Below are 22,007 nucleotides of genomic sequence, written 5' to 3' on the forward strand. Positions count from 1 at the left end.
TCCGGTGAATGCCACGCCGTATCAACGCGCTCGCGACCTGGCTCCTCCAACTCGGGCCGGACGAGGTGGCCGCGATACTCCTGTACCGCCGCGACGTCGCCGACCGCTTCATCCGGACGTTGAAGGACCTCGCGACGCAACTGACCGACTCCGACTCGGTGCACGCCGTCGAGGACACGCTGGACCAGGGTGCGCTCGACGTGCTCGGCGCGATCGTGGCCCAGAACAACACGGGCACCGTCGACACGGTGTGCGCCGAACTGCACTGCACGGTCGGTGATTTCGAACGGGCGCTCGGCGAGCTGAAGCAACGGGCGCTGGCCTGGCCGGAGGGATCACGGCTCGTCGCGGTGAACTCGGTGCGGACGAGCGGCGCGGCGCAGGGCGAGCTGACGTTGCGGCCGAGGGCCCCCGGTAAGCGCAAGGCGTCCCAGGTCTCCCCCATCGTGTCCGCTATGTCCACTGTGGACGGAGTGGCGCGCCTGCTGGCGTACTGCGAGCAGGACACGTTCGACGCCCGCTACACCGGTGGCGTGGCGACCGTGGAGATCCGGCGGGTCGCGCGGGCGCTGCGGGTCTCGGACGGCGTGCTGCGGCTGTGGCTGGAGCTCGCGGCCGAGGCCCAGCTGGTCGGCGTGGAGCGGTCGCGGCTGCTGCCGACCAGCCAGGGTGACGCGTGGCTCGGCTCACAGCCGGGTCCGCGGCTCGCGGCGCTGGTCGCGGCGTGGCGGCGGATGGACTGGCGGCCGGAACCGGATCAGGCGCGGGCGGCGTTGCGCGACTACACCGGCGCCGCCGGGCTCCTGCTGCGCCGCAGCGCGCTGGAGCGGTTCTCGGCGGAGGAGGCCTTCACGAACATCAACGAACTCGTCGACGATCTCGTCTGGGAACGCCCCGCCGTGCACGACCCGCGGGCGACCACGGCGGTGATCAGCGAAATGGAGTCGCTGGGACTGGTGGCCGGCGGCGCGCTCACGCCGCTGGGAGTGGCGGTGCTGCACGACGGCGACGTCGACACGGCCGCCGGCGAGCTGATGCCCCCGGCGACGGAGAAGGCCGCGTTCCAGACGGACATGACCGCCGTGGTGAACGGCCTGCCGTCGCCCGAGCTGAGCGCGACGCTGAACCTGGTGGCGGACCTGGAGGACAACGACGCCGCACGGGTGTGGCGGCTGTCCGCCGGGTCGGTGCGGCGCGCGCTGGACTCTGGGCTGTCCGCCGACGAGGTGCTCGCACGGCTGAACGCCGTGTCGGAAGCCTCGTTGCCACAGGTGATCGAGTACCAGGTGCAGGACGTGGCGCGGCGGCACGGACAGCTGACCGTGACGGACGTGGTGAGTTGCGTGCGGGGCTCGGATCCCACCCTGCTGCAGGAGATCGCCAGGTCGAAGCGGCTCGCGTCGCTCAAACTGCGCTTCCTCGCTCCGACGGTGCTGGCGTCCGCCCAGCCGATGACCGAGACGCTCGCGGCGTTGCGCCGGTGCGGGTACGCGCCGACCGGGCTCGACGCCGGTGACAAGTCCATTGTGGAGAGTGTCGGCCGGCTGAGGGCCTCCGCCCGCGGTGAGCGCAAGCCGGAGCGGTGGTGGCGCACCGAGATGAACGACCTGGAGCTGACCCAGCTGGCGGTCCGGCTGGTGGAGCAGGAACGGCCGAGCGTCGGACCCGGCGCGCCACGGGCCAACGCGGCGCGGATGCTGCGCGACCAGAACGTCTTCCTGCGCGACGAGGAGGTCGTGCTGCTGTCGTCGGCGCTGGTCGACGGGAGCCGCGTCGAGATCAAGTACGCGACCGGGCCGCGCAGGACCGACACGCACGTGATCGTGCCGACCAAGCACCTCGAAGGCGTGCTGAGCGCGGACTGCGAGGACGGCACGAGCCGGGAGTTCGACATCGGGCACGTCCGCAAGGTCGCGCTGCCGGAATGAACAGAGCCGGTTGCCCGGCTGGAAGAGTTCCGCGCTCAGCTGCTGCCTGCGGCAAGCATCACCACTGAATGTCGTCGAGGCTGCCCAACGGCTTCCTCTCCGCCTCTTCCAGCAGCTGGACCGACGCGGTGTCGGCCGCGTGCAGTTCGGCCGGGAAGGTGAGGCTCAGGCGCTTCTCCAGCTCGGTCAGCGACACCTGGAACACCCGGAACTCGTCCAGGTCGAGCGCCTCGGCCAGGACGATGTTCTGGGTGAGCAGGAACGCGCTGCAGCGCAGCTCGCCGTCCACCACGAACGCGATCGCCTTGTAGAACTCGCGCGGGATCGCGACGCCGCGGAACACCCTGTCGTCGGCGTTGAAGACCGGGCCGCCGTAGACGCTGACCTTGAGGTTGTCGACGTCGACGTCGGCGAGCACCGCGTCCTCGAGCCGGCCCCAGAGCCCTTCCTTGGTGCTCTGGTTGAAGTCGTCCATCTGCGGCGTGATGTTCGTGAAGAAGAACGAGTCCTTGTTCGCCTTCTGCGCCTCGGCCTTCGGGCCCCAGCACAGGTCGGCGCGGCGGGCGAGGTGGCCGCGGTCGAGCCGGTTGTCGCGGTAGAGCTCGTCGCCGGTCTGGAACTCGGCCGGGACGCGCGGGTCCTTGACGAACGGGATGCCGGTGCGGCTCAGGGCCTTCATCTCACCGCCGTCGATGTTCCACGCGACCCAGCTCGCGAACTTGCGCGACTTGCTCATCGCGAGCGAGAAGTGCGTGTAGTCGATCGTGGTCGAGCCGTCGAGCTCGACCGCGTCGGCCGCTCCCGAGTCGGTCAGGACCGGAATCCCGGCGGTCGTGCCGAGGAACTTCGCGTCGAAGCCTGCGCTGGTCATGTGTCGCCCCCTACTGGTTCATCTTGAGGGTCGACATCTCCCACAGGGCCGTTAGCCGGATACACCCGAACGGCCCAGTGTTCATCAGCTCTTCTTGACCAGTTTCCCGTCCGCGGCGATGGCGAACCACTCGTCGTCGACGCCTTGGCCGTTGACGTCACCGGCGACCTGGTCTCCCACGTAGTAGTAGAGCGGCCACTTTCCGTAAACGGCCTGCGAGCTCTCGTCGAGTTGCGAGACGAGCTGCACGTCGGCGCCGTCCTTTGCGTCTACTTTGGACTCGGCGGTGAGGGCGGGCCACACGGCGATGCAGTCGGCGTCGCACGCACTGGACTTGTTCTCGTCCTTGGTGAAGGCGTAGAGCGTCCGTCCCGTTTGGTCGACGAGGATCGGGCCGAGATCGGACTGCGCGATCTTCACCTCGACCTTCGCGGGAGCATCCTGTTGCGGTGCCTCGTTTCCGCAGGCAGCGAGTCCGGCGAGCAACACCGGCAGCAGCAGAATTCCCTTACGTGCGCGCATCTTCGTCTCCTAGCGGGCTGTGTCCTGTTCCGACGTTGACACGTAATGAGACGCGGTTCGGTTCATCGGAAGATTCCCTGAACCGAATCTGATCGACGTCCGTGTTGGTCATGTCGGGTCCGCCAGACCCCCCGACTCCCACAGCGGAGCCTTGGAGCACATCCCATGTCTGTCAACAAAAACGTCGCTGCCGCATGCCTTCTGGGCGCCACGCTCGGACTCGCCGTGGTGACACCGGCGTCCGCCGCCCAGGACACCGTCACCGTGAAGATCACGAACACGGCCGGCTACGAGGCGAGCCTCTGCGCCGCGGACCAGCTGGAAGGCCGTTGCCTCGACGGCGCCAAGAAGGGCGAGTCGCGCACCTTCACCGTGAAGCCCGGCCGTGGCCGGATCGAGGTCCGCGTGGTCGTGAAGAACGGCGGCTCTGCCTTCGAGTTCTTCTCCGCCGACGGCCCCACGCTGAACATCGACGCCGGTGGTTCCGCGCAGAAGCCGACCGCCACGAAGTCCGGCGGCGCACCGGATCACAGCACCTCGCACGGCGGCCACGACACGACCTCTCCCGCACCGGACCAGACCCCGCCGGTCAAGCCCGCCACCGGCAAGCCCGTGTTCTTCTCCGCCGAACTGGACGGCCGCCAGGAGGTCCCGACCGCCGGCGGTCCCGCCGTGGGCGACGCGGACGCCTCGGCGAAGGCACTGGTCGAGGTGCGCGGCGACCGCGTGACGTTCGCGCTGGAGTGGAAGAAGACGGCCCAGCTCACCCTCGGCCACATCCACCAGGGCGCGGCGGGCCAGAACGGCGCGGTGAAGGTCGGCCTCTTCACCACCCCGATGCCGGAGACGCTGGGCGCGGCCGCCGGCCAGACCGTGGTCGACGCGAAGCTCGCCGAGGACATCCGCAGGAACCCGGCCGGCTTCTACGTGAACCTGCACAGCACCGAGAAGCCCGGTGGCGCGGTCCGCGGGCAGCTCAAGCCTCTGAGCAAGCAGATCAACCCGCTGGACATCATCAAGGGCGGCAAGCTCCGCGCGTTCTCCAACGGCCGCAACGAGGTTCCGGTGCAGGACGGCCCGAAGGCCGGCGACCCGGACGGCCAGGCCATCACGTTCGTGCGACCCACCGCCACCGGCGTCGACTTCTCACTGGCCTGGGTGAACGTCGACGCACCGACGCTCGGCCACGTCCACCAGGGCGCGAAGGGCGTGAACGGCGCCGTGAAGATCACGTTCTTCGGCACGGCCGTCCCGAACGGCATCTTCGCGGTCTCGGGCACGGCCACCGCAGACAAGGCCACGCTGGACGCGCTGAAGCAGTCCCCGAAGGACTTCTACTCCAACCTCCACACGGCGGCGTTCCCCGGCGGCGCGGTGCGCGGCCAGTTCACCACTCACTAGCCAACTGAATGGAAAGGCGCCGCGACCGCGACCCCCACGGTCGCGGCGCCTTTCGCTACCTGCCGACGAGGTCGACGGTCTTGCCCGCCCGCCGCGACTCGTCCACCCACTGGTCGATCGCCTGTCCGCAGGCCTGGTCGAGGTGCCGGACCCCGCTCAGATCCATCCGGACGTGCTCCCGGTCCACGCGGTCCAGTTCGTCGAGCAGCACGGGCAACTTCAGGAACGTCGCGTTGCCTCGCAACGCCACACCCTCCGGCGTCACGGTCACCTGCAGCCTGGACACGTCCCAGGCCGTCTTGATGACGGCGGCCAGCAGACCGGCAACGGTGCCGGTCAGCAGATCGGTCGCCACGATGAGCCCGGCGGTCAGCACGAAGATGAAGCTCTCGGCCTTGTCCGTGCGCCACGACGTGACCACTTCCCGCAGGCCCAGCAGCTTCCAGCCCGCGTGGACCAGGACGGCCGCCAGCACGGCGACCGGGATCAGCGTCAGCAACCCCGGCAGCAGCACCACGAACAGCAGCAGCCACACGCCGTGCAGCACCCTGGACGCCTTCGTCCGGGCTCCTGCCGACACGTTGGCCGCGCTGCGCACGATCACCGCCGTCATGGGCAACGCGCCGAGCAGGCCGCAGATCGTGTTGCCGACGCCCTGCGCGACCAGTTCCTTGTTGTACTGAGTGCGCGGGCCGTTGTGCATGCGGTCGACGGCGGCCGCGCTGAACATCGACTCGGCGGAGGCGACGAGGGCGAACACCACCGCCGTGCCGATGATTCCGGTGTTGAGCAACGAGAAATCAGGCAGGTGCACGTCCGTCGACAACGTGCCGACCGTGATGCGGTCGACCGGTGACGCGAACACCTCCGCCAGCGCGGTGCAGACGACCACGCCGACCAGAATGCCCGGCACGACCCGCAACGGGCTTCGCTGCCACAGCAACATGATCAGCACGGTGAGCAGGCCCAGCGCCAGTGCGACCGGGGACACGACGAGGTGCTTGAGCTGGCCGAAGATCAGCACCAGCCCGATGCCCGCGAGCATGCCCTGCACCACGGACGGCGAGATCGCGCGGAACCACCGTCCGCACCTGGCTAAGCCCAGCGCCACCTGCAGCAGGCCTGCGCCGAGCACGATCACGCCCAGCGCCTGGATCCCGTGCCGGGACACGGCGTCCGCCACCAGCACCGTCAGCCCGGCGGCCGGTCCGCTCACCTGCATCGTGCTGCCCGGCAGCAGGCCGACGACGATGCCGCCGACCACGCCGGTCACGATGCCGAGCTCGGCCGGCACTCCGGACGCCACCGCCACGCCCACGCACAGCGGCAGCGCCACGAGGAACACGACGACCGACGCGCCGAGATCGGTCCAGTACTTCTTCATCACGTCAGAAACCCCTACAGCGGAAGGAAGGCGTGCTCGGCACACGCGGAGACCTCGCCGGTCTCGATGTCGTAGAACCAGCCGTGGACGCGCAACGAACCCGAAGCGACCTTCTCGGCCACGAACGGGTACGCCAGCAGGGTTTCCAGCTGGGCGCGCACGTGTTCCTGTCCTTCCGTCCGCATCGCCGGATCGGACGCCTTGCGCGGCCGTCCGGGACGCAACCAGCCGCGCATCGCGGGCAGGTGGTCGATGCCGCCGCCGTTCAACGCGCCGACCGCGCCGCAGTGCGAGTGACCGCAGACGACGATCTCGCTGACGCCGAGCTGCAGGACGGCGAACTCGATCGTCGCCATCTCGCTGGACGGCGCGGTCAGCGAGTAGGGCGGGATGACGTTGCCCGCGGTGCGGAGTTCGAACAGCGAACCGGGCTCGGCGCCCGTGATCGCGGCCGTCACGATGCGCGAATCGGCGCACGTGATGAACATCGTGGTGGGTTGCTGACCAGCGGCGAGCTTGCGGCCGAGTGCGCGGGAACGCGATGCGGCGTGTGCGCGGGCATGCTGAACAAAGCGATGGAAGTCCATGGGAGTCCCTCACTGCTAAGGAAAAGTGTTTCGGTTCGATCGGGGAGTGGGGACCGATCAGTTTCGGAACACCTGCAGCGCAGGGGGTGTGCGCCAGACCAGTATTGGTTCGGCGTTGGACACGAGCGCGAGAACACCGGGAACGGCGCGCGGCGTGAACACCGTGAAGAAGGACGGAGCGGCCACGCCGGACGTGCGGTCGACGGACGTGACCAGCAGACGCAGGCGGCTCGTCTCGCGCTCCTCGCGCGGAGCTTCTTCCTTGGGGACAGAGGTCTTCGACTTCGGCGGCGGCGCGCCGATCGACACAGTGGACACGGCCGGGGTCAGCACGGCGCACAGGGCGACGACGACAGCGAGAAGAACGCTGCGCATGCTCACACCCCCCGACCGAGTTGATCTACGAGTATCAGTTTCGCCCAAAGTGGACAAGTTCCGCGATATACGAGACCGACTTTGACCGAATCACACACTAGTTTCACCCGAAAGGGCTTCTCATTTCACGGAAACGTACGTATGCGGAGAGTGGTCCTGCCGCGTTGTAGATGCGCCAATTAGTGGACAACCGGCCGCCGATCCCTGCCAGCTCTGCACAATCGGTGACCGAATGCCAAAGGAGACGGTCGTGGCGAGGGTGTTCATCAGCCACGCGACGCAGAATGTGGCGATCGCGACACATATCCGCAACTGGCTCGAAGGTGATCACGAGATTTTCCTGGAAGTTCACCCCGAGGACGGGATTCAGGTCGGCGAGGCGTGGCGCGAGCGTTTGCACCACGAGCTGCGCAGGGCGGACGCCGTCGTGTGCGTCGTCAGCCAGGCGTCGGTCACGTCGAGCTGGTGCAACGCCGAGATCGCCATCGCGGACGCGCTGGGCACTCTCCTGCTGCCCGTGCAGCTCGACGGCGTCATCCACCCGTTGATCGGGCACCTCAACCACATCCCGCACGCCACCGCCCGCGGGCACCTCGAGAAAGCGCTGCGGCGGTTCGACACGGGTGGCCGCAAGCTCGCGAAGGACCAGGAACCGTTCCCCGGCCTGGACGCGTTCACCACGGCGCTGAGCGCGGTGTTCTTCGGCCGTGACGCGGAGACCCGCGCGCTGGCCCGCAAGGTGCGCCGCGGCCCCGGCCTGCTCGCCGTCGTCGGCCCGTCCGGCTGCGGCAAGTCGTCGTTGGTCAGGGCCGGTCTGCTGGCCCAGCTGGCGGACGATCCGCGGTGGCTCGTCATGCCGCCGTGGCTGCCGGGCAACGACCCGCTCGACGCGCTCGCCCGCGCGGTGCGCAAGACCGCCGCCCACGCCGGTCTCGGCTGGACGTTGCGGGAGACCAAGGACCGGCTCGTCCTCGACGGGCTGCGCGGCGTCGCCCAGGAGCTCGTGGACGAGGACCGCAGACTGCTGATCACGATCGACCAGGCCGAGGAGCTCTTCACCCGTGCTGGGGAGAAGGAGCGCCAGATCGTCGCGAGCCTGCTCAAGGGCGCCCTCGCGGACAACGTGCGAGTGGTCGCGACGCTGCGGTCGGAGTTTCTGGACGACCTGCGGACGTTGCCCGAACTGAGCGGCGTCCACCTCGGCAGCTACGTGCTGGCGCCGCTCGCGCGCGAGGTGCTCAACATCGTGATCACCGGCCCTGCCCGCGTGGCCGGGCTGAAGGTGCACCCGGAGCTCGTCGCGTTGCTGGTCGAGGACACGGCGAGCGGCGAGGCGTTGCCGTTGCTCGCGTTCACGTTGCAGCACCTGGCAATGGGCGTCCCGAGGGGCGGCACGCTGTCCAGTGAACTGTACGAGCACTTAGGTGGCGTGCACGGCGCGCTCGCCCGCCACGCCGACGACGTGCTCGACAGCGCCGTCGCGGAAACCGGGATGGGCAAGGAGGAACTGCTCGCCCGGCTCGCGGCCCTGGCCACGCTCGACCACACCGGCAGGCCGACCCGCAAACGCGTCAGCCCGGCCCAGCTGGACTCGCACGCCCGCGCCGCGCTGGAGGTGTTCGTCCGGCACCGCCTGCTCACCGCGAGCGGCGACAAGCAGGGCCGCTGGATCGGTGTGGCGCACGAGGCGTTGTTCACCGAGTGGCGGCCGTTGCGCGGCGCCATCGAGGAACGGCAGATCGGCCTGCGCGCGGCCAGGTCCGTCGAGCTGGACGCCTCGCAGTGGATCGAGGGCGAACGCGCGGACCACCTGCTGCTCAACGAGGACACGTTCGCCGCCGTCGCGCCGCTGGTGGCGAACGACGACCTCTCCCCCGACGCCCGCCGGTTCCTCGCCGTGAGCCGCAACCGGATCCACACGCTGCGGGGGCAACGCCGGCGCGACCGCAGACGGACGGTCAGCTGGCTGGCGGTGTTCCTGGTGGCCGCCATCGGCGCGGCGGGGCTCGCGGCCTTCCAATGGCACAACGCCAGCGTCGACCGTGACAGGGCGACGGCACGCGCACTCGTGGCACAGGCCCAGGTCGCGCGCACCTCCTCGCCACGGCTGGCGTTGCGCCTCGGCCTGACCGCGCACGCGCTGGCGCCCAGCCAGAACACGAAGACCGAACTGGCCACCACGTTGCGCGGGTCGTCCGGGGAGCCTGCCAACCTGTTCAGCCACGCCTGCGAAGTCGCGGCGGGAGGCCTCAGCCCGCTCGAATGGCAGCAGTACCTGCCGGAGCTGGACTACCGCGACACCTGCGCGGGCTAGCGGACGATGCCGAACTTGTCCTCGACCATCCGCCAGAACGCGGGCACAGCTTCCACGACCGGGCACTGGAGGATCTCCCTACCGCCCTGCCTGCGCTTCTTGCGTCCGTTGAAGGTCAGCATGACGAACCCTTCCGGCACCGGCGGCAAGGAAGACGGCGAAAAAACCCTGATCGTCTCGTAGTACCAGGTTCTCGCGTCCAGTGACACGACGACGAGGTCGTGCATGGAGGTGGTCACGCCCAACCGGTTGGCCGCTCCACTCGCGAGAACACTCGCGACGATGTCCCGCATGTACTGGTGTGACTCGAAACCGTCGTGTTCTCGGTGCAGTTCGTCGAACCACTCCGCGACAGCCGCCCAGCTCCTACCTCTGAACTCCCCCTGGATCGACCACACGAGCGCAGACCCTAGAGAAGGCGAACGCCCCGCGCGACTCCGTTGTCGCGCGGGGCGTCATGCTGCTCTCCGCTGATCTGACGCCGTTGTCAGACCACAGCGAGCGGAAGCTGGTTCGGGATGACCGGCGAAGGCAGGTTCGAGGAACCCGTGAGGAACCTGTCCACGGCGTTCGCCACGGACCGCCCCTCGGCGATCGCCCACACCACGAGGGAAGCGCCGCGATGCGCGTCCCCGCAGACGAACACGCCGGGCGCGGTCGTCTGCCAGTCGGAGCCGCACGAGATCGTGCCCCGCGCCGACAGGGAAATGCCCAGGTCGTCCAGAAGACGCATGTGCTCGACGCCCTCGAAGCCGATCGCCAGCAGCACCATGTCAGCGGGCAGGACCTCGATCTCGTCGGTCAGCGGCACCACGGAACGGCGGCCGGACGAGTCCCTCTCGACGCGCACCTGCTGCAGTTCGATGAAGCGCACGTGGCCGTCGTCGTCACCCACGAAACGCCTGACCGCCACGGTGAAGCGGCGCTCGCCGGCCTCCTCGTGCGCGGGGTACGTGCGCAGGATGTGCGGCCACACCGGCCACGGCGAACGGTCGTCGTCGCGGACGGACGGCGGCATCGGGTACTGGTCGAGCTGCGTCACGGACAGCGCGCCCTGGCGGGTCGCGGTGCCGTAGCAGTCGGCACCCGTGTCGCCACCGCCGATGACGATGACGTGCTTGCCCTCGGCCGAGATCGCGGACGGGCCGTCACCTTCGACGGCGCGGTTCGCGGGCACCAGGTGGTCCATCGCGAGGTGCACGCCCTTGAGCTCACGCCCAGGAGTCGTCTTGTCGTCACGGCCGCGCAGCGCGCCCACGGCGAGCACGACCGAGTCGAACTTCGCACGCAGTTCCTCGACCGTGATGTCGACGCCGACCTCGCAGCCGGTCACGAACTTCGTGCCCTCCCGGCGAAGCTGGGACAGGCGCCGGTCGAGGATCTTCTTCTCCATCTTGAACTCGGGGATGCCGTACCGCAGCAGGCCACCGAGCCGGTCGTCCCGTTCGTACACCACGACTTCGTGGCCCGCGCGGGTCAGCTGCTGCGCGGCGGCGAGTCCGGCGGGGCCGGAACCGACGATCGCGACGCGCTTGCCCGAGGACACCGTCGCCTGGGCCGGCTGCACGTAGCCGTTCTCCCACGACACGTCCGCGATGGTCTCCTCGACCCGCTTGATCGCGACGGCACCACCGGCGTCGTGCGAGATCGACAGCACGCAGGCTGCCTCACACGGTGCCGGGCACAGACGACCCGTGAACTCCGGGAAGTTGTTGGTGGCGTGCAACCGGTCCGAGGCGAGCTCCCAGTCGCCGCGGCGCACCAGGTCGTTCCACTCGGGGATCAGGTTCCCGAGCGGACAGCCCGCGGTTCCGCTGTGGCAGAAGGGAATGCCGCAGTCCATGCACCGCGTGGCCTGCGTGCGCACGGCCTTGTTGCGCTCGACGGGATCCTCGTGGAGGTAGACCTCGTTCCAGTCCTGCAACCGTTCCGGCTTCGGGCGCTTGGGCGCGTCGGAACGGGTGTGCTTCATAAATCCCTGTGGATCAGCCACGAGACGCCTCCATGACAGCCGCGTCAACGTCCCGGCCCTCGGCGCGGGCGAGGCGCATGGCCTCGAGAACGCGCTGGTAGTCGCCGGGCATGACCTTCGTGAACGCACCGGCTCGCCGGGTCCAGTCACCGAGCAGCGACGCGGCGACGGCGGAACCCGTGGCCTTGTGGTGCTTGGTGACGGCGTCCTTGAGCCAACGCAGGTCCTCGGCGCTGAGGCGCTGCAGATTCACCATCTCCTGGTTCACCGACAGGGGATCCAGGTCGAGCACGTACGCGATACCGCCGGACATGCCGGCCGCGACGTTGCGCCCGGTCGGTCCGAGCACCACTGCCCGGCCACCGGTCATGTACTCGAACGCGTGGTCGCCCACGCCCTCCGCCACCAGCAGCGCGCCGGAGTTGCGGACGCAGAAGCGTTCACCGACGCGGCCGCGCAGGAAGATCTCACCGGACGTGGCGCCGTAGCCGATCACGTTGCCCGCGATCACCTGGTCCTCGGCGCGGAACGGCGCGTCCTCGAACGGCCGGACGATGATCCGCCCACCGGACAGGCCCTTGCCGACGTAGTCGTTCGCGTCGCCGACCATCTCGAGCGTGATGCCGCGCGGCAGGAACGCGCCGAGCGACTGGCCGGCCGAACCGGTCAGCTTGACCCGGATCGTGTCGTCCTCCAGGCCCTCGCCGCCGTAGCGGCGGGTGACCTCGGCACCGAGCAGCGTGCCGACCGTGCGGTTGACGTTGCGGACGGGCAGCTCCAGGGTGACCTGGTGCGCGTCCTCCAGCGCCGCCTCCGCGAGCTGGATCAGCGTGCGGTCCAGGGCCTTGTCGAGGCCGTGGTCCTGGTCGCGGATCTTGCGCTTCGCCGTCGGGTACGGGGTCTCCGGCACCTCGAAGACCGGGTCCAGGTTCAGGCCCGCGGTCTTCCAGTGCTCGATCGCCTCGTCCTTGTCGAGCAGCTCCGCGTGACCGACGGCCTCGTCGATCGTGCGGAAACCGAGCTCGGCCAGGATCTCGCGGGCCTCCTGCGCGATGAACTCGAAGAAGTTCACGACGTGGTCGGCCTGGCCGGTGTAGCGGGCGCGCAGGTCGGGGTTCTGCGTGGCGACGCCGACCGGGCACGTGTCCAGGTGGCAGACGCGCATCATCACGCAGCCCGCGACGATCAGCGGTGCCGTGGCGAAGCCGAACTCCTCGGCGCCGAGGAGCGCGGCGACCACGACGTCCCGGCCGGTGCGCATCGCGCCGTCGACCTGCACGGTGATGCGGTCGCGCAAACCGTTGAGCAGCAGCGTCTGCTGGGTCTCGGCGAGGCCGATCTCCCACGGCGTTCCCGCGTGCTTGAGCGAGTTCATCGGCGAGGCACCGGTGCCGCCGTCGTAGCCGGAGATCAGCACGACGTCCGCGTGCGCCTTCGCCACACCGGCCGCGACCGTGCCCACACCGATCGACGAGACGAGCTTCACGTGAACCCGAGCCTGCTCGTTCGCGTTTTTAAGATCGTGGATGAGTTGCGCCAGATCCTCGATCGAGTAGATGTCGTGGTGCGGCGGCGGCGAGATGAGACCGACGCCCGGCGTGGAGTGCCGGGTGCGCGCGACCCACGGGTAGACCTTGAAGCCGGGCAGCTGGCCGCCCTCGCCGGGCTTCGCGCCCTGCGCCATCTTGATCTGGATGTCCGTGGAGTTCACGAGGTACTCGCTCGTGACGCCGAACCGTCCACTCGCGACCTGCTTGACCGCGGAACGCCGTTCCGGGTCGTACAGGCGTTCGCGGTCCTCGCCGCCCTCACCGCTGTTCGACCGGCCGCCGAGGCGGTTCATCGCGATGGCGAGGGTTTCGTGCGCCTCGGCCGAGATCGAGCCGTAGGACATGGCGCCGGTGTTGAAGCGCTTGACGATCGAGCTGACGGGCTCGACCTCGTCGATCGGGATCGGCGTCCGGCCCTCGTTGCGGAACTTGAACAGCCCGCGCAACGTGCCGCCCTGCCGGGAGATGCGCTCGACCTCCGCCGTGTACTGGCGGAAGACGTCCTCCTTGCGCGTCTTCGTGGCGTGCTGCAACAGGAACACCGTCTCCGGCGTGAACAGGTGCAGCTCGCCTTCGCGGCGGTACGAGTACTCGCCACCGACTTCGAGCCTGCGGTGCGCGCGGTCGGTCGGGTTGTCCGGGTACGCGCGGCGGTGACGCACCGCCACCTCCTCGGCGAGCACGTCCAGGTGCACGCCGCCGAGCTTGGACTGCGTGCCGGTGAAGTACTCGTCCAGCAGGTCGTTCGACAGGCCGACCGCCTCGAAGATCTGCGCCGCGGTGTAGGCGCCGACGGTCGAGATGCCCATCTTCGACATGATCTTCAGGACGCCCTTGACGAGCGCCTTGACGTAGTTGCGCACGGCCTTGTGCGCGCGGACGCCGGAGATGGCGCCCTGGCTGATCAGGTCCTCGATCGTCTCGAACGCGAGGTACGGGTTCACCGCGGCGGCGCCGTAGCTCAGCAGCGCGGCGACGTGGTGGACCTCGCGGCAGTCACCGGACTCGACGACCAGCGCGACCCGCAGGCGTTCCTTGGTGCGCACCAGGTGGTGGTGCACCGCGGAGACCAGCAACAGCGACGGGATCGGCGCCATGCGGTGGTCGGAGTCGCGGTCGCTCAGCACCAGCGTGCGAGCACCGTTCGCGATGGCCTCCGACGCCTCGCGACGCACGCGCTCGATCGCGGCGGTGAGCGCCTCGCCGCCGCCGTCCACTTCGTACAGTCCGGACAGGACGGTGCAGGCGAAGCCCGGCAGGTCGCCGTCGTCGTTGATGTGGATGAGCTTGGCGAGCTCGTCGTTGTCGATGACCGGGTAGTCGAGCGTCACGTGGCGGCACGAGACAGGGCCGGGGTCGAGCACGTTCTGCTCGGGGCCCATCACGCGCTTGACGGACGTGACGATCTCTTCGCGGATCGCGTCCAGCGGCGGGTTCGTGACCTGTGCGAAGTTCTGCACGAAGTAGTCGTAGAGCAGCCGGGATCGCTGGCTGAGCGCGGCGACCGGCGTGTCCGTGCCCATCGAGGCCAGCGGTTCCATGCCGTTGATCGACATGGGCGTGAGCAGGATCCGCAGCTCCTCCTCGGTGTAGCCGAAGGTGAGCTGGCGGCGCACCACCGACTCGTGGCTCTGCACCACGTGCTCGCGGTCCGACAGGTCGGCCAGGTCGAGCAGGCCGGCGTGCAGCCACTCGTCGTAGGGCGACTCCGAGGCCAGCGACGACTTGAACTCGTCGTCGTCGATGATGCGGCCCGCGGTGGTGTCCACGAGGAACATGCGGCCCGGCTGCAGGCGGCCCTTCGCGACCACCTGGTCGGACGGGACGTCGAGCACACCGGTCTCGGATGCCAGAACGACACGGCCGTCGGCGGTCTGCCACCAGCGCGCGGGACGCAGGCCGTTGCGGTCGAGGACCGCGCCGACGAGCTCGCCGTCGGTGAAGGTGACACAGGCCGGGCCGTCCCACGGCTCCATGAGGCTCGCGTGGAACTGGTAGAAGGCGCGACGCTTCGGGTCCATCGTGGCGTGGTTCTCCCACGCCTCCGGGATCATCATCAGCACCGCGTGCGGAAGGCTGCGGCCACCGAGGTGCAGCAGCTCCAGCACCTCGTCGAACGACGCCGAGTCCGAGCCGTCCGGGTTGCAGATCGGGAACAGCCTGGCGAGGTCGCCGGGGATGAGTTCGCTGTCCAGCAACGCCTCGCGGGCGCGCATGCGGTTGCGGTTGCCGCGGACGGTGTTGATCTCACCGTTGTGCGCGACGAACCGGAACGGGTGCGCGAGCGGCCACGACGGGAAGGTGTTCGTGGAGAAACGACTGTGCACCAACGCGATCGCCGAGTAGAGGCGCTCGTCGTGCAGGTCGGGGAAGAACGCCGGCAGCTGCTCGGTCGTCAGCATTCCCTTGTAGACGATCGTGCGCGCCGACAGCGAGGGGAAGTAGACGCTGCCCTCGTGCTCGACCCGCTTGCGCAGGCAGAAGGCCAGGCGGTCCAGGGCGATCCCGGCCTCGTCGCGCGTGCCCTTCACGAAGAGCTGCGCGAAGTGCGGCGCCACCGACATCGCGGTCGGGCCGACGTTGGCCTTCTCCGGTTCGGTCGGGACGTCGCGCCAGCCGAGAACGACGAGGTTCTCCTCTTCCGCGATGCGTTCGATCTCCTGCATCGCGGTGACGCGTTCTTCGGATTCAAACGGCAGAAAAGCGATTCCCGCCGCGTACCGGTCGCGTTCCGGGAGGTCGAACTCGACCACAGCACGCAGGAACTCGTCCGGCAGCTGCAAAAGAATGCCAGCACCGTCACCCGAAGTGGGTTCGGCGCCCGCGGCGCCCCGGTGCTCCAGGTTCGCCAGCGCTGTCAAGGCATCGACGACGATGCCGTGGGAACGCCTGCCCTGGATGTCGGCCACCATGGCGACGCCGCACGCGTCGCGCTCATCAGCCGGGTCGTAGAGACCCTGGGGGCCGGGGATGGCGGAGAAGATCACTGCGCAGACCTCCTTCGTCGTCCTCGCTAAAGAACAAAGTCCTCGTGCTCAGACCTCGAACCAACAGGTGGGAGCACGGGACGACGATGGCCCGCGTGTTGACGCGACTTTAACAGCCGCGAAACCCAGGGACACCCGCCAATGGGTGATCTAGGTCATGGATGTGTAACGATTCCCGGGCGGGGAGCGACATTGCGGCCAACGTCGGCGTTCGTTACAGCCGGGTAAGCGTAACCGAACGTTCAACTTCGGCCAGCCGGATGAGAGTTGCGCGACATTCCCGGTTTGCCACTGGATGAGCTGGGTACCCAGATGTTTTCGCTGGTCGAGCCATTGTCGTCCCAGTTAGCGGACGCTCACTCGAAACCGGCCACAGCCACCGCGTCACTGTCCACAGGGGCAGACCGTGACTGTTCCCTGCCAAACGAGACCGAGGCCCCGTTCACCCCACGCCGCATGCGGGGAGAGCGGGACCTCGGCATACATGGAGGTCTGAGGTCTCGTGACCGGAGGCGAGGAGGCGCCTCCGGCCACGGACGTTCTCAGTGAGCCGCGACCGGCTCCTTCTTGTCGTCGCCCTCGGCGCCGGTCTGCTGAGCCAGCAGGTCGTCGACGTCGACGCTGTCGGGGTTGTCCAGCACCTCGCGCAGGCGGTCCTTGTCGAGACCCTTCTGCCACGCGGCCACGACCAGCGAGCCGACACCGTTGCCGATCACGTTCGTGATGGCGCGGGCCTCGGACATGAACCGGTCGATGCCGACGATCAGCGCGATGCCGACCGCGGGGATGGCCGAGTGCGCCTCGAAGGCCTGCAGCGACGCGGCCAGGGTGACGAGGCCGGCGCCGGTGACGCCCGCCGCTCCCTTCGACGCGATCAGCATGAACAGCAGCAGGCCGATCTGAACGCCGATCGACACGTCGTTGCCGGTGGCCTGGGCGATGAAGATCGCGCCCATGGTCAGGTAGATGCAGGTGCCGTCGAGGTTGAACGAGTACCCGGTCGGGATGGTGAGGCCGACGACCGACTTCTGGGCGCCCGCCGCCTCCAGCTTGACCATCATGCGCGGCAGCACCGACTCGGACGACGAGGTGCCGAGCACGATCAGGATCTCGTCCTTGATGTAGCGCAGGAACTTGAAGAGGCTGAAGCCCGCGAACTTCGCGACCAGGCCGAGCACCACGATGACGAACAGGATGCAGGTGGCGTAGAACGAGCCCATCAGCCAGAGCAGCTTGCCGAGCACGCTGCCGCCGAACTTGCCGACGGTGTAGGCGATGCCGCCGAAGGCACCGATCGGCGCGACGTACATGACGATCTTGATGATGCCGAACATCACCTTGGAGAGCGTCTCCATCGCGGAGACGACCTTGGCGCCGCGCTCACCCATGCCGGCGACCGCGACGGCCACGAGGATGGCGACCACCAGCACCTGGATCAGCTGACCGTCGGTGAACGCACTGACGAACGACTTCGGCACCAGGCTCAGGATGAAGCCGGTGATGCCCGTCTCCGCGGTCGAGGCGGACTTCAGCGTCGCGTCGGCCTGGCTCGCGTTGAGCGCGATGTCGCCGCCGTGGTGACCCGGCTGGACGATGTTCACGACGATCAGGCCGATGGCGAGCGCCACCGTGGTCATCGCCGTGAAGTAGAGGATCGTCTTGAGCGCGAGCCCGCCCGCCTTGGCGAGGTTTCCGAGGCCCGCGATGCCGACGATGATCGTCGCGAAGATGGTCGGCGCGATGACGACCTTGACGAGGTTCACGAACAGGTCGGCGAGCCACTTCATCTCGGACGCCTGTTTGGGGAACAGGAAGCCGACGGCAGCGCCCAGCACGATGGAGACCAGCACCCAGAAGTAGAGGTGCTTGTAGATCGGTTTGCGCCCTGTGGTCGTGGTCGCCACTGTTCCTCCTTGAACTACGTGTTGGGTGAGAGAGTGAGCCGCGCCACCTGGCCCGACAACCCGGCGTGAGGAAACTTCAGACAGCCCTGACGTAACAGCTAGGCTTCATCGGTGTCGCTTCGTCGTCGCACGCTTCTGCTAGGGGCCGGGCTGGCTCTCGCCGGGTGTACCCCGCGCAGGGTCGAGGCGCCTGCTGAGCTGGTGCTCGCGACCGGGCCGGAGGGTGCGGTGTTCCGCGAGGTCGGGGGCGCCCTGGCGGCCGCGCTGGCCGAGCAGCTGCCCGGCACGAAGGTCACCGCGATCCCCACGGCTGCATCGGTTGAGAACCTGCAGTTGTTGCGATCAGGTGAAGCCCAGCTCGCGCTGTCCTCATTGGACCCGATCGACGACCCGCAGAGCGTCCGCGCGGTCGGCCGGCTCTACGACAGCTTCATGCAGATCGCGGTGCCCTCGGCCTCCCCGATCCACACCTTCGGTGATCTCGCGGGCAAACGGATCTCGTTGGGGCCCATCGGTTCCGGCACGGAGTTCACCGCCACGCGGATGCTGAGGTTCTTCGGCCTGTCCGCAATGGACGGACGCATGGCGCACGCCGAGGCCTCCCGTCGCGTCGCCGACGGGTCGTTGGACGCGATGCTGGCGCTGACCGGCATCCCGACGCCCGCGATAACCGATCTGCGGGGCAACGTGCGGCTGATCAACATCCCGGACGAGGCGATCAAGCTCGCCGAGAAGTACAAGGGCCCGTACATCCCCGCGACGATCCCCAGCACCACCTACGAGAACGTGGCGGCGAACCAGACGTTCGCGGTGCCGAACCTGCTGCTGGCGCGCGAGTCGCTGAGCGCGGACGTCGTGGAGGTGGTGACGCGCACGGTGTTCACCGAGACCGCGCGGATCGTGGAGGGGCACCCGGAGGCGTCGCGGATAAACGTCCGCACCGGCATCGCGACCGGTCTCGTGCCGCTGCACGACGGCGCTATGCGCTGGTTCCGTTCCGTGAAGCGCTGAGGGCGACCTTCACGTCCAGGCCCGGGTCCGCGTCGTGCAGGGTGAGCGTGCCGCCGGCGGACTCGATCAGCTCGGCGCAAATCGCGAGCCCCATGCCGGTGCCCGGCACGTTCTGGTGCTTGGTCGCGCGCCAGAACCGCTGCAGCGCGAGCTCGCGCTCCTCGGCGCTCAAGCCGTCGCCGTCGTCGACGACGTGCAGCTCACCAGGCTTGCCGGTGACCACGACCTCGGTGGCGTTGGCGAGCCGGATGGCGTTGCTGACGAGTTCGTCCAGCACGCTGCCGAGGCCGCCGGGCGGTTCCTGCATGGTCAGGCCCGCCGGGACGTCGATCTTCAGCGTGATCCCGGACTTGCTCGCGAGCGCCTGCCAGGCCGCGCGGTGCGTCGTGAGCAACTGGTCGATCTCGACGGGCTCGGTCTGCCGCGCGCTGTCGAGCCGGGTCGCGGCGAGCAGCGTGTCGAGCACCCGTCCCATCTCCTCGGCCTCCTCGACCGCGATCTGGTGCGCTTCTCGCGCGAGCTCTCCGTCCACGTGCGGTTCGAGGTTGTCGACGGCGAGCCGCAGACTGGCCAGCGGGTTCCGCAACTGGTGCGACGCGTCCGCCACGAACGCCCTCTGCCTGTTCAGGGCCTTGCCGACGACGTCGACCATGATGTTGAAACTGCGCGCGAGCCTGCGAAGTTCCTGTGGCCCGCCGACCTCGTCCGCCCGCACGTCGAGGTTGCCCTGGGCCACCGCCGCGGTGGCCTCGTCGAGCCTGCCGACCGGCCGGAGCACCCATCGCGACATGGGCCAGGCGGCGGCGACCACGGCCAGCATCGGCGCGAGACCGGCCAGCGCCATCAGCCCCCACTGACGCAACACTTCGGTGCGCAGGCCGCGCGTCTGCGAGATGGTGACGACGGCTGCCACCACTTCGCTGTCCCGTCCGACCGGCTCGACCACGACCATCGGCCCCGTGCGCCACGGCCAGCCCGTGTACTCGGGCTCGGGCCGCACGCCACCGTTCAACGCCGTGTTGAGGGCCTTCGTGACCTCGGGGTCGTTGCTGGGGTTGAACCCCTGCCGCGACGACATGAGGATCCGCCGGTCGGCGCTGACCAGGGCGACCGGGATGTCGTAGAGGTTGTCGTAGCGCTGGATCTCCTGGCTGAGCGCTTCCAGCCGGTCCGACTGCAACGCGCTCTCGCCAAGCGAGGCGAACCTGCTGGCGTCACCGAGGCGGTCGAGATAGGTCGTCTGCGTCTCGCGCTGCACGACCGCGGACGCCAAAGGGATGCCGAGCGACGCCACGAGGGCGACGAGCAGCGGAACGGTGATGACGAGCAGTCGGCGGAGCATCGGTTGCGATTGTTCCGCACGCACCTGTGGATGTCTCTTGGAGACTCGTCACGTGGCGAGCCGGTACCCCACGCCCCGGACCGTCTCGATCTTGGCGTGGCCGCCGAGCTTCCCTCGCAACGCCGCGATGTGCGTGTCCAGCGTCCGTGACGGCGCCTCCCAGTGCGCCTGCCACACCTGGTCCACGATGAAGTCGCGGCTCACGACCTCGCCCTTGCGGGCCGCGAGAAGAGCGAGCAGGTCGAACTCCTTGCGGGTCAACGAGAGCGGCTCACCGTCCAAAGTGACCGCACGCGTCGACGTGTTGATCTGCAGCGGCCCGATCCGAAGCGGTCCTTCGCTCTCCGGTTCCGCGCGGTGCGTGCGCGTCCTCCTGAGGACGGCCTCGATCCGTGCGAGAAGCTCGGACGTGCCGAACGGCTTCACCACGTAGTCGTCGGCACCCGCACGCAGCCCGAGGACGCGTTCACGTTCCTCGCCACGCGCGGTCACGGTGATGACGGCGGTGCCCGGCCTGTGCCGCAGCTCGCGCAGCACGTCCAGACCGTCGCCATCGGGCAGACCGAGGTCGAGCAGCACCACGTCGGCAGGTGCGGCACGCAGCGCGTCAGCGGCCGTGGCCACCCGATGCACCTCGTAGCCCGCATGCCGCAGTGCGGTCAGCAGGCCTCTGGCCACCCGGTCGTCATCCTCGACGACGAGCACGCGCACAGATCACTCCGGTTTGACGGACTCCGGGGAGTTCTTATTGTCCTTCTCGGCGACGTCACCTTCGCTGCCGTCCTCGGTGACGTCGGTGACGCTCTTGTCCTCTGCCGCTTCTTCAGCGGCTTCCCGGGGTTCGCCCGGCACCTCGGTCGTGCCTCGCAGCGCGGCGACGTCCTCACGTTCACCGCGGGACTTGGCGATGATGAAGTACGCGATCGCTCCGAAGAACACGATCGCCGACACGAACACGTTGACGCGCGTGCCGAGGATCAGCGTCGCCTCGTCGGTGCGCATCAGCTCGATCCAGAACCGACCGGCCGTGTAGCCGGCGACGTACAGCGCGAACACCCGCCCGTGGCCCAGCCGGAACTTCCGGTCCGCCCACACGATCAGCAGCGCGACACCGAGGTTCCACAGCAGCTCGTAGAGGAACGTCGGGTGCACGACCTGGATCGGCGTGTGATCGATGGCGATACCGGCCAGCGCGTCCTCACGCCCCTCAGGCGTGACGCGGCGGTAGATCTCCAGACCCCACGGCAACGTCGTGTCGCCGCCGTAAAGCTCCTGGTTGAAGTAGTTGCCGAGCCGCCCGATGGCCTGCGCCACCACGATGCCGGGCGCCAGCGCGTCCGCCATCGCGGGCAACGGAATGCCCTTGCGCCGGCACGCGATCCACGCACCGACGGCACCGAGCGCGATGGCACCCCAGATGCCGAGGCCGCCGTTCCAGATCTCCAGCGCCGCGAGCGGGTCCTTGCCCGGCCCGAAGTACTTCTGGTTGTCCGTGATGACGTGGTAGAGCCGCCCGCCGACGAGGCCGAACGGCACCGCCCACACGGCGATGTCCGTGACCTCGCCCTTGATGCCGCCGCGGGCGACCCAGCGGCGCTCACCCCACCAGATGGCGACGATGATGCCGGCGATGATGCACAGCGCGTAGGCCCTGAGCGGGAGGGGACCGAGGTACCAAACACCGCGGTCGGGACTCGGGATCGTGGCCAGGAGGGCGTCCAACACGGCGCCCACCGTACCGGTCGGCTTGTGAGCGTCTCGTGGGGACGCGCGATCGTTATCGGCCCGAACCCTGTCGGTGCCGATCACTAGAATCGAAATTGGGGGTACCCGGCCGGGCGCGTGTGTGTGGTCGCAGC

16 protein-coding genes are annotated in these 22,007 nt (G+C 68.7%); 4 read left to right on the forward strand and 12 right to left on the reverse strand.

Annotated elements, in window-relative coordinates; genetic code table 11:
* Nucleotides 1-8: 8 nt before the first annotated feature.
* Complete coding sequence (locus tag SK854_RS23510; protein WP_319977243.1) at nt 9-1,928, forward strand: helicase-associated domain-containing protein; 1,920 nt, start codon at nt 9-11, stop codon at nt 1,926-1,928.
* 58 nt (nt 1,929-1,986) lie between these two features.
* Here SK854_RS23510 and SK854_RS23515 read toward each other — a convergent pair whose 3' ends face one another.
* Both SK854_RS23515 and SK854_RS23520 read right to left on the reverse strand, forming a co-directional pair.
* Nucleotides 1,987-2,799, reverse strand: a complete 813-nt coding sequence (locus SK854_RS23515; protein WP_319977244.1) for a DNA/RNA non-specific endonuclease — start codon at nt 2,797-2,799, stop codon at nt 1,987-1,989.
* An 84-nt stretch (nt 2,800-2,883) separates the two neighbouring features.
* Nucleotides 2,884-3,321, reverse strand: a complete 438-nt coding sequence (locus SK854_RS23520) for a COG4315 family predicted lipoprotein (protein WP_319977245.1) — start codon at nt 3,319-3,321, stop codon at nt 2,884-2,886.
* Nucleotides 3,322-3,486: 165 nt separating this feature from the next.
* On the opposite strand from SK854_RS23520, the gene SK854_RS23525 reads away from it, so the two are divergent.
* Nucleotides 3,487-4,722, forward strand: coding sequence for a CHRD domain-containing protein (locus SK854_RS23525; protein WP_319977246.1), 1,236 nt, complete (start codon nt 3,487-3,489; stop codon nt 4,720-4,722).
* A gap of 55 nt (nt 4,723-4,777) precedes the next feature.
* Here SK854_RS23525 and SK854_RS23530 read toward each other — a convergent pair whose 3' ends face one another.
* The 3 genes from SK854_RS23530 to SK854_RS23540 are packed head-to-tail and all read right to left on the reverse strand — an operon-like array spanning nt 4,778 to nt 7,068.
* Nucleotides 4,778-6,106, reverse strand: coding sequence for a SulP family inorganic anion transporter (locus SK854_RS23530; protein WP_319977247.1), 1,329 nt, complete (start codon nt 6,104-6,106; stop codon nt 4,778-4,780).
* A 14-nt stretch (nt 6,107-6,120) separates the two neighbouring features.
* On the reverse strand, nt 6,121-6,693 hold the full coding sequence (locus tag SK854_RS23535) for a carbonic anhydrase (protein ID WP_319977248.1): 573 nt from the start codon (nt 6,691-6,693) through the stop codon (nt 6,121-6,123).
* A 57-nt stretch (nt 6,694-6,750) separates the two neighbouring features.
* Nucleotides 6,751-7,068, reverse strand: coding sequence for a hypothetical protein (locus tag SK854_RS23540; protein WP_319977249.1), 318 nt, complete (start codon nt 7,066-7,068; stop codon nt 6,751-6,753).
* A gap of 250 nt (nt 7,069-7,318) precedes the next feature.
* Between SK854_RS23540 and SK854_RS23545 the strand changes: the two genes are divergently transcribed.
* The gene (locus SK854_RS23545) at nt 7,319-9,382 is read left to right on the forward strand and encodes a toll/interleukin-1 receptor domain-containing protein (RefSeq protein ID WP_319977250.1); all 2,064 of its coding nucleotides are present in this window, start codon (nt 7,319-7,321) and stop codon (nt 9,380-9,382) included.
* On the opposite strand, the gene SK854_RS23550 is transcribed toward SK854_RS23545, so the two are convergent.
* The 4 genes from SK854_RS23550 to dctA all read right to left on the reverse strand — a co-directional run bounded on the left by SK854_RS23550 (nt 9,379) and on the right by dctA (nt 17,795).
* Nucleotides 9,379-9,780: a hypothetical protein gene (locus tag SK854_RS23550; RefSeq protein ID WP_319977251.1), complete on the reverse strand. Its 402-nt coding sequence runs from the start codon at nt 9,778-9,780 to the stop codon at nt 9,379-9,381. The genes SK854_RS23545 and SK854_RS23550 overlap by 4 nt on opposite strands.
* Before the next feature lie 89 nt (nt 9,781-9,869).
* Nucleotides 9,870-11,375, reverse strand: a complete 1,506-nt coding sequence (locus tag SK854_RS23555) for a glutamate synthase subunit beta (RefSeq protein ID WP_319977252.1) — start codon at nt 11,373-11,375, stop codon at nt 9,870-9,872.
* Nucleotides 11,368-15,891 carry a glutamate synthase large subunit gene (gene gltB, locus SK854_RS23560; RefSeq protein WP_319977253.1) on the reverse strand — a complete coding sequence of 1,508 codons (4,524 nt, stop codon included), beginning with the start codon at nt 15,889-15,891 and terminating at the stop codon, nt 11,368-11,370. The genes SK854_RS23555 and gltB overlap by 8 nt, the downstream gene beginning before the upstream one ends.
* Nucleotides 15,892-16,433: 542 nt before the next feature.
* Nucleotides 16,434-17,795, reverse strand: coding sequence for a C4-dicarboxylate transporter DctA (dctA, locus tag SK854_RS23565; RefSeq protein WP_319977254.1), 1,362 nt, complete (start codon nt 17,793-17,795; stop codon nt 16,434-16,436).
* Nucleotides 17,796-17,906: 111 nt separating this feature from the next.
* Between dctA and SK854_RS23570 the strand changes: the two genes are divergently transcribed.
* On the forward strand, nt 17,907-18,806 hold the full coding sequence (locus tag SK854_RS23570; protein ID WP_319977255.1) for a TAXI family TRAP transporter solute-binding subunit: 900 nt from the start codon (nt 17,907-17,909) through the stop codon (nt 18,804-18,806).
* On the opposite strand, the gene SK854_RS23575 is transcribed toward SK854_RS23570, so the two are convergent.
* Genes SK854_RS23575 through lgt form a run of 3 tightly spaced genes read right to left on the reverse strand, consistent with a single transcriptional unit; the run spans nt 18,775 to nt 21,870 of the window.
* The gene (locus tag SK854_RS23575) at nt 18,775-20,148 is read right to left on the reverse strand and encodes a sensor histidine kinase (protein WP_319977256.1); all 1,374 of its coding nucleotides are present in this window, start codon (nt 20,146-20,148) and stop codon (nt 18,775-18,777) included. The genes SK854_RS23570 and SK854_RS23575 overlap by 32 nt on opposite strands.
* A gap of 48 nt (nt 20,149-20,196) precedes the next feature.
* A complete protein-coding gene (locus SK854_RS23580) occupies nt 20,197-20,859 on the reverse strand; it encodes a response regulator transcription factor (RefSeq protein WP_093597252.1) in 663 nt (220 codons plus the stop codon).
* 3 nt (nt 20,860-20,862) lie between these two features.
* Complete coding sequence (gene lgt / locus SK854_RS23585) at nt 20,863-21,870, reverse strand: prolipoprotein diacylglyceryl transferase (RefSeq protein WP_319977843.1); 1,008 nt, start codon at nt 21,868-21,870, stop codon at nt 20,863-20,865.
* Nucleotides 21,871-22,007 lie beyond the last annotated feature (137 nt).

This window comes from Lentzea sokolovensis (assembly GCF_033949975.1).
GTDB classification, from domain to species: domain Bacteria; phylum Actinomycetota; class Actinomycetes; order Mycobacteriales; family Pseudonocardiaceae; genus Lentzea; species Lentzea sokolovensis.

Excerpts from the sequence above, each read along its gene's own strand:
- SK854_RS23535 (WP_319977248.1), bottom strand. The coding sequence starts at position 6,693 with ATGGACTTCCATCGCTTTGTTCAGCATGCCCGCGCACACGCCGCATCG.
- SK854_RS23575 (WP_319977256.1), bottom strand. The coding sequence starts at position 20,148 with ATGCTCCGCCGACTGCTCGTCATCACCGTTCCGCTGCTCGTCGCCCTC.
- SK854_RS23515 (WP_319977244.1), bottom strand. The coding sequence starts at position 2,799 with ATGACCAGCGCAGGCTTCGACGCGAAGTTCCTCGGCACGACCGCCGGG.
- SK854_RS23525 (WP_319977246.1), top strand. The coding sequence starts at position 3,487 with ATGTCTGTCAACAAAAACGTCGCTGCCGCATGCCTTCTGGGCGCCACG.
- SK854_RS23540 (WP_319977249.1), bottom strand. The coding sequence starts at position 7,068 with ATGCGCAGCGTTCTTCTCGCTGTCGTCGTCGCCCTGTGCGCCGTGCTG.
- SK854_RS23510 (WP_319977243.1), top strand. The coding sequence starts at position 9 with ATGCCACGCCGTATCAACGCGCTCGCGACCTGGCTCCTCCAACTCGGG.
- SK854_RS23520 (WP_319977245.1), bottom strand. The coding sequence starts at position 3,321 with ATGCGCGCACGTAAGGGAATTCTGCTGCTGCCGGTGTTGCTCGCCGGA.
- SK854_RS23530 (WP_319977247.1), bottom strand. The coding sequence starts at position 6,106 with ATGAAGAAGTACTGGACCGATCTCGGCGCGTCGGTCGTCGTGTTCCTC.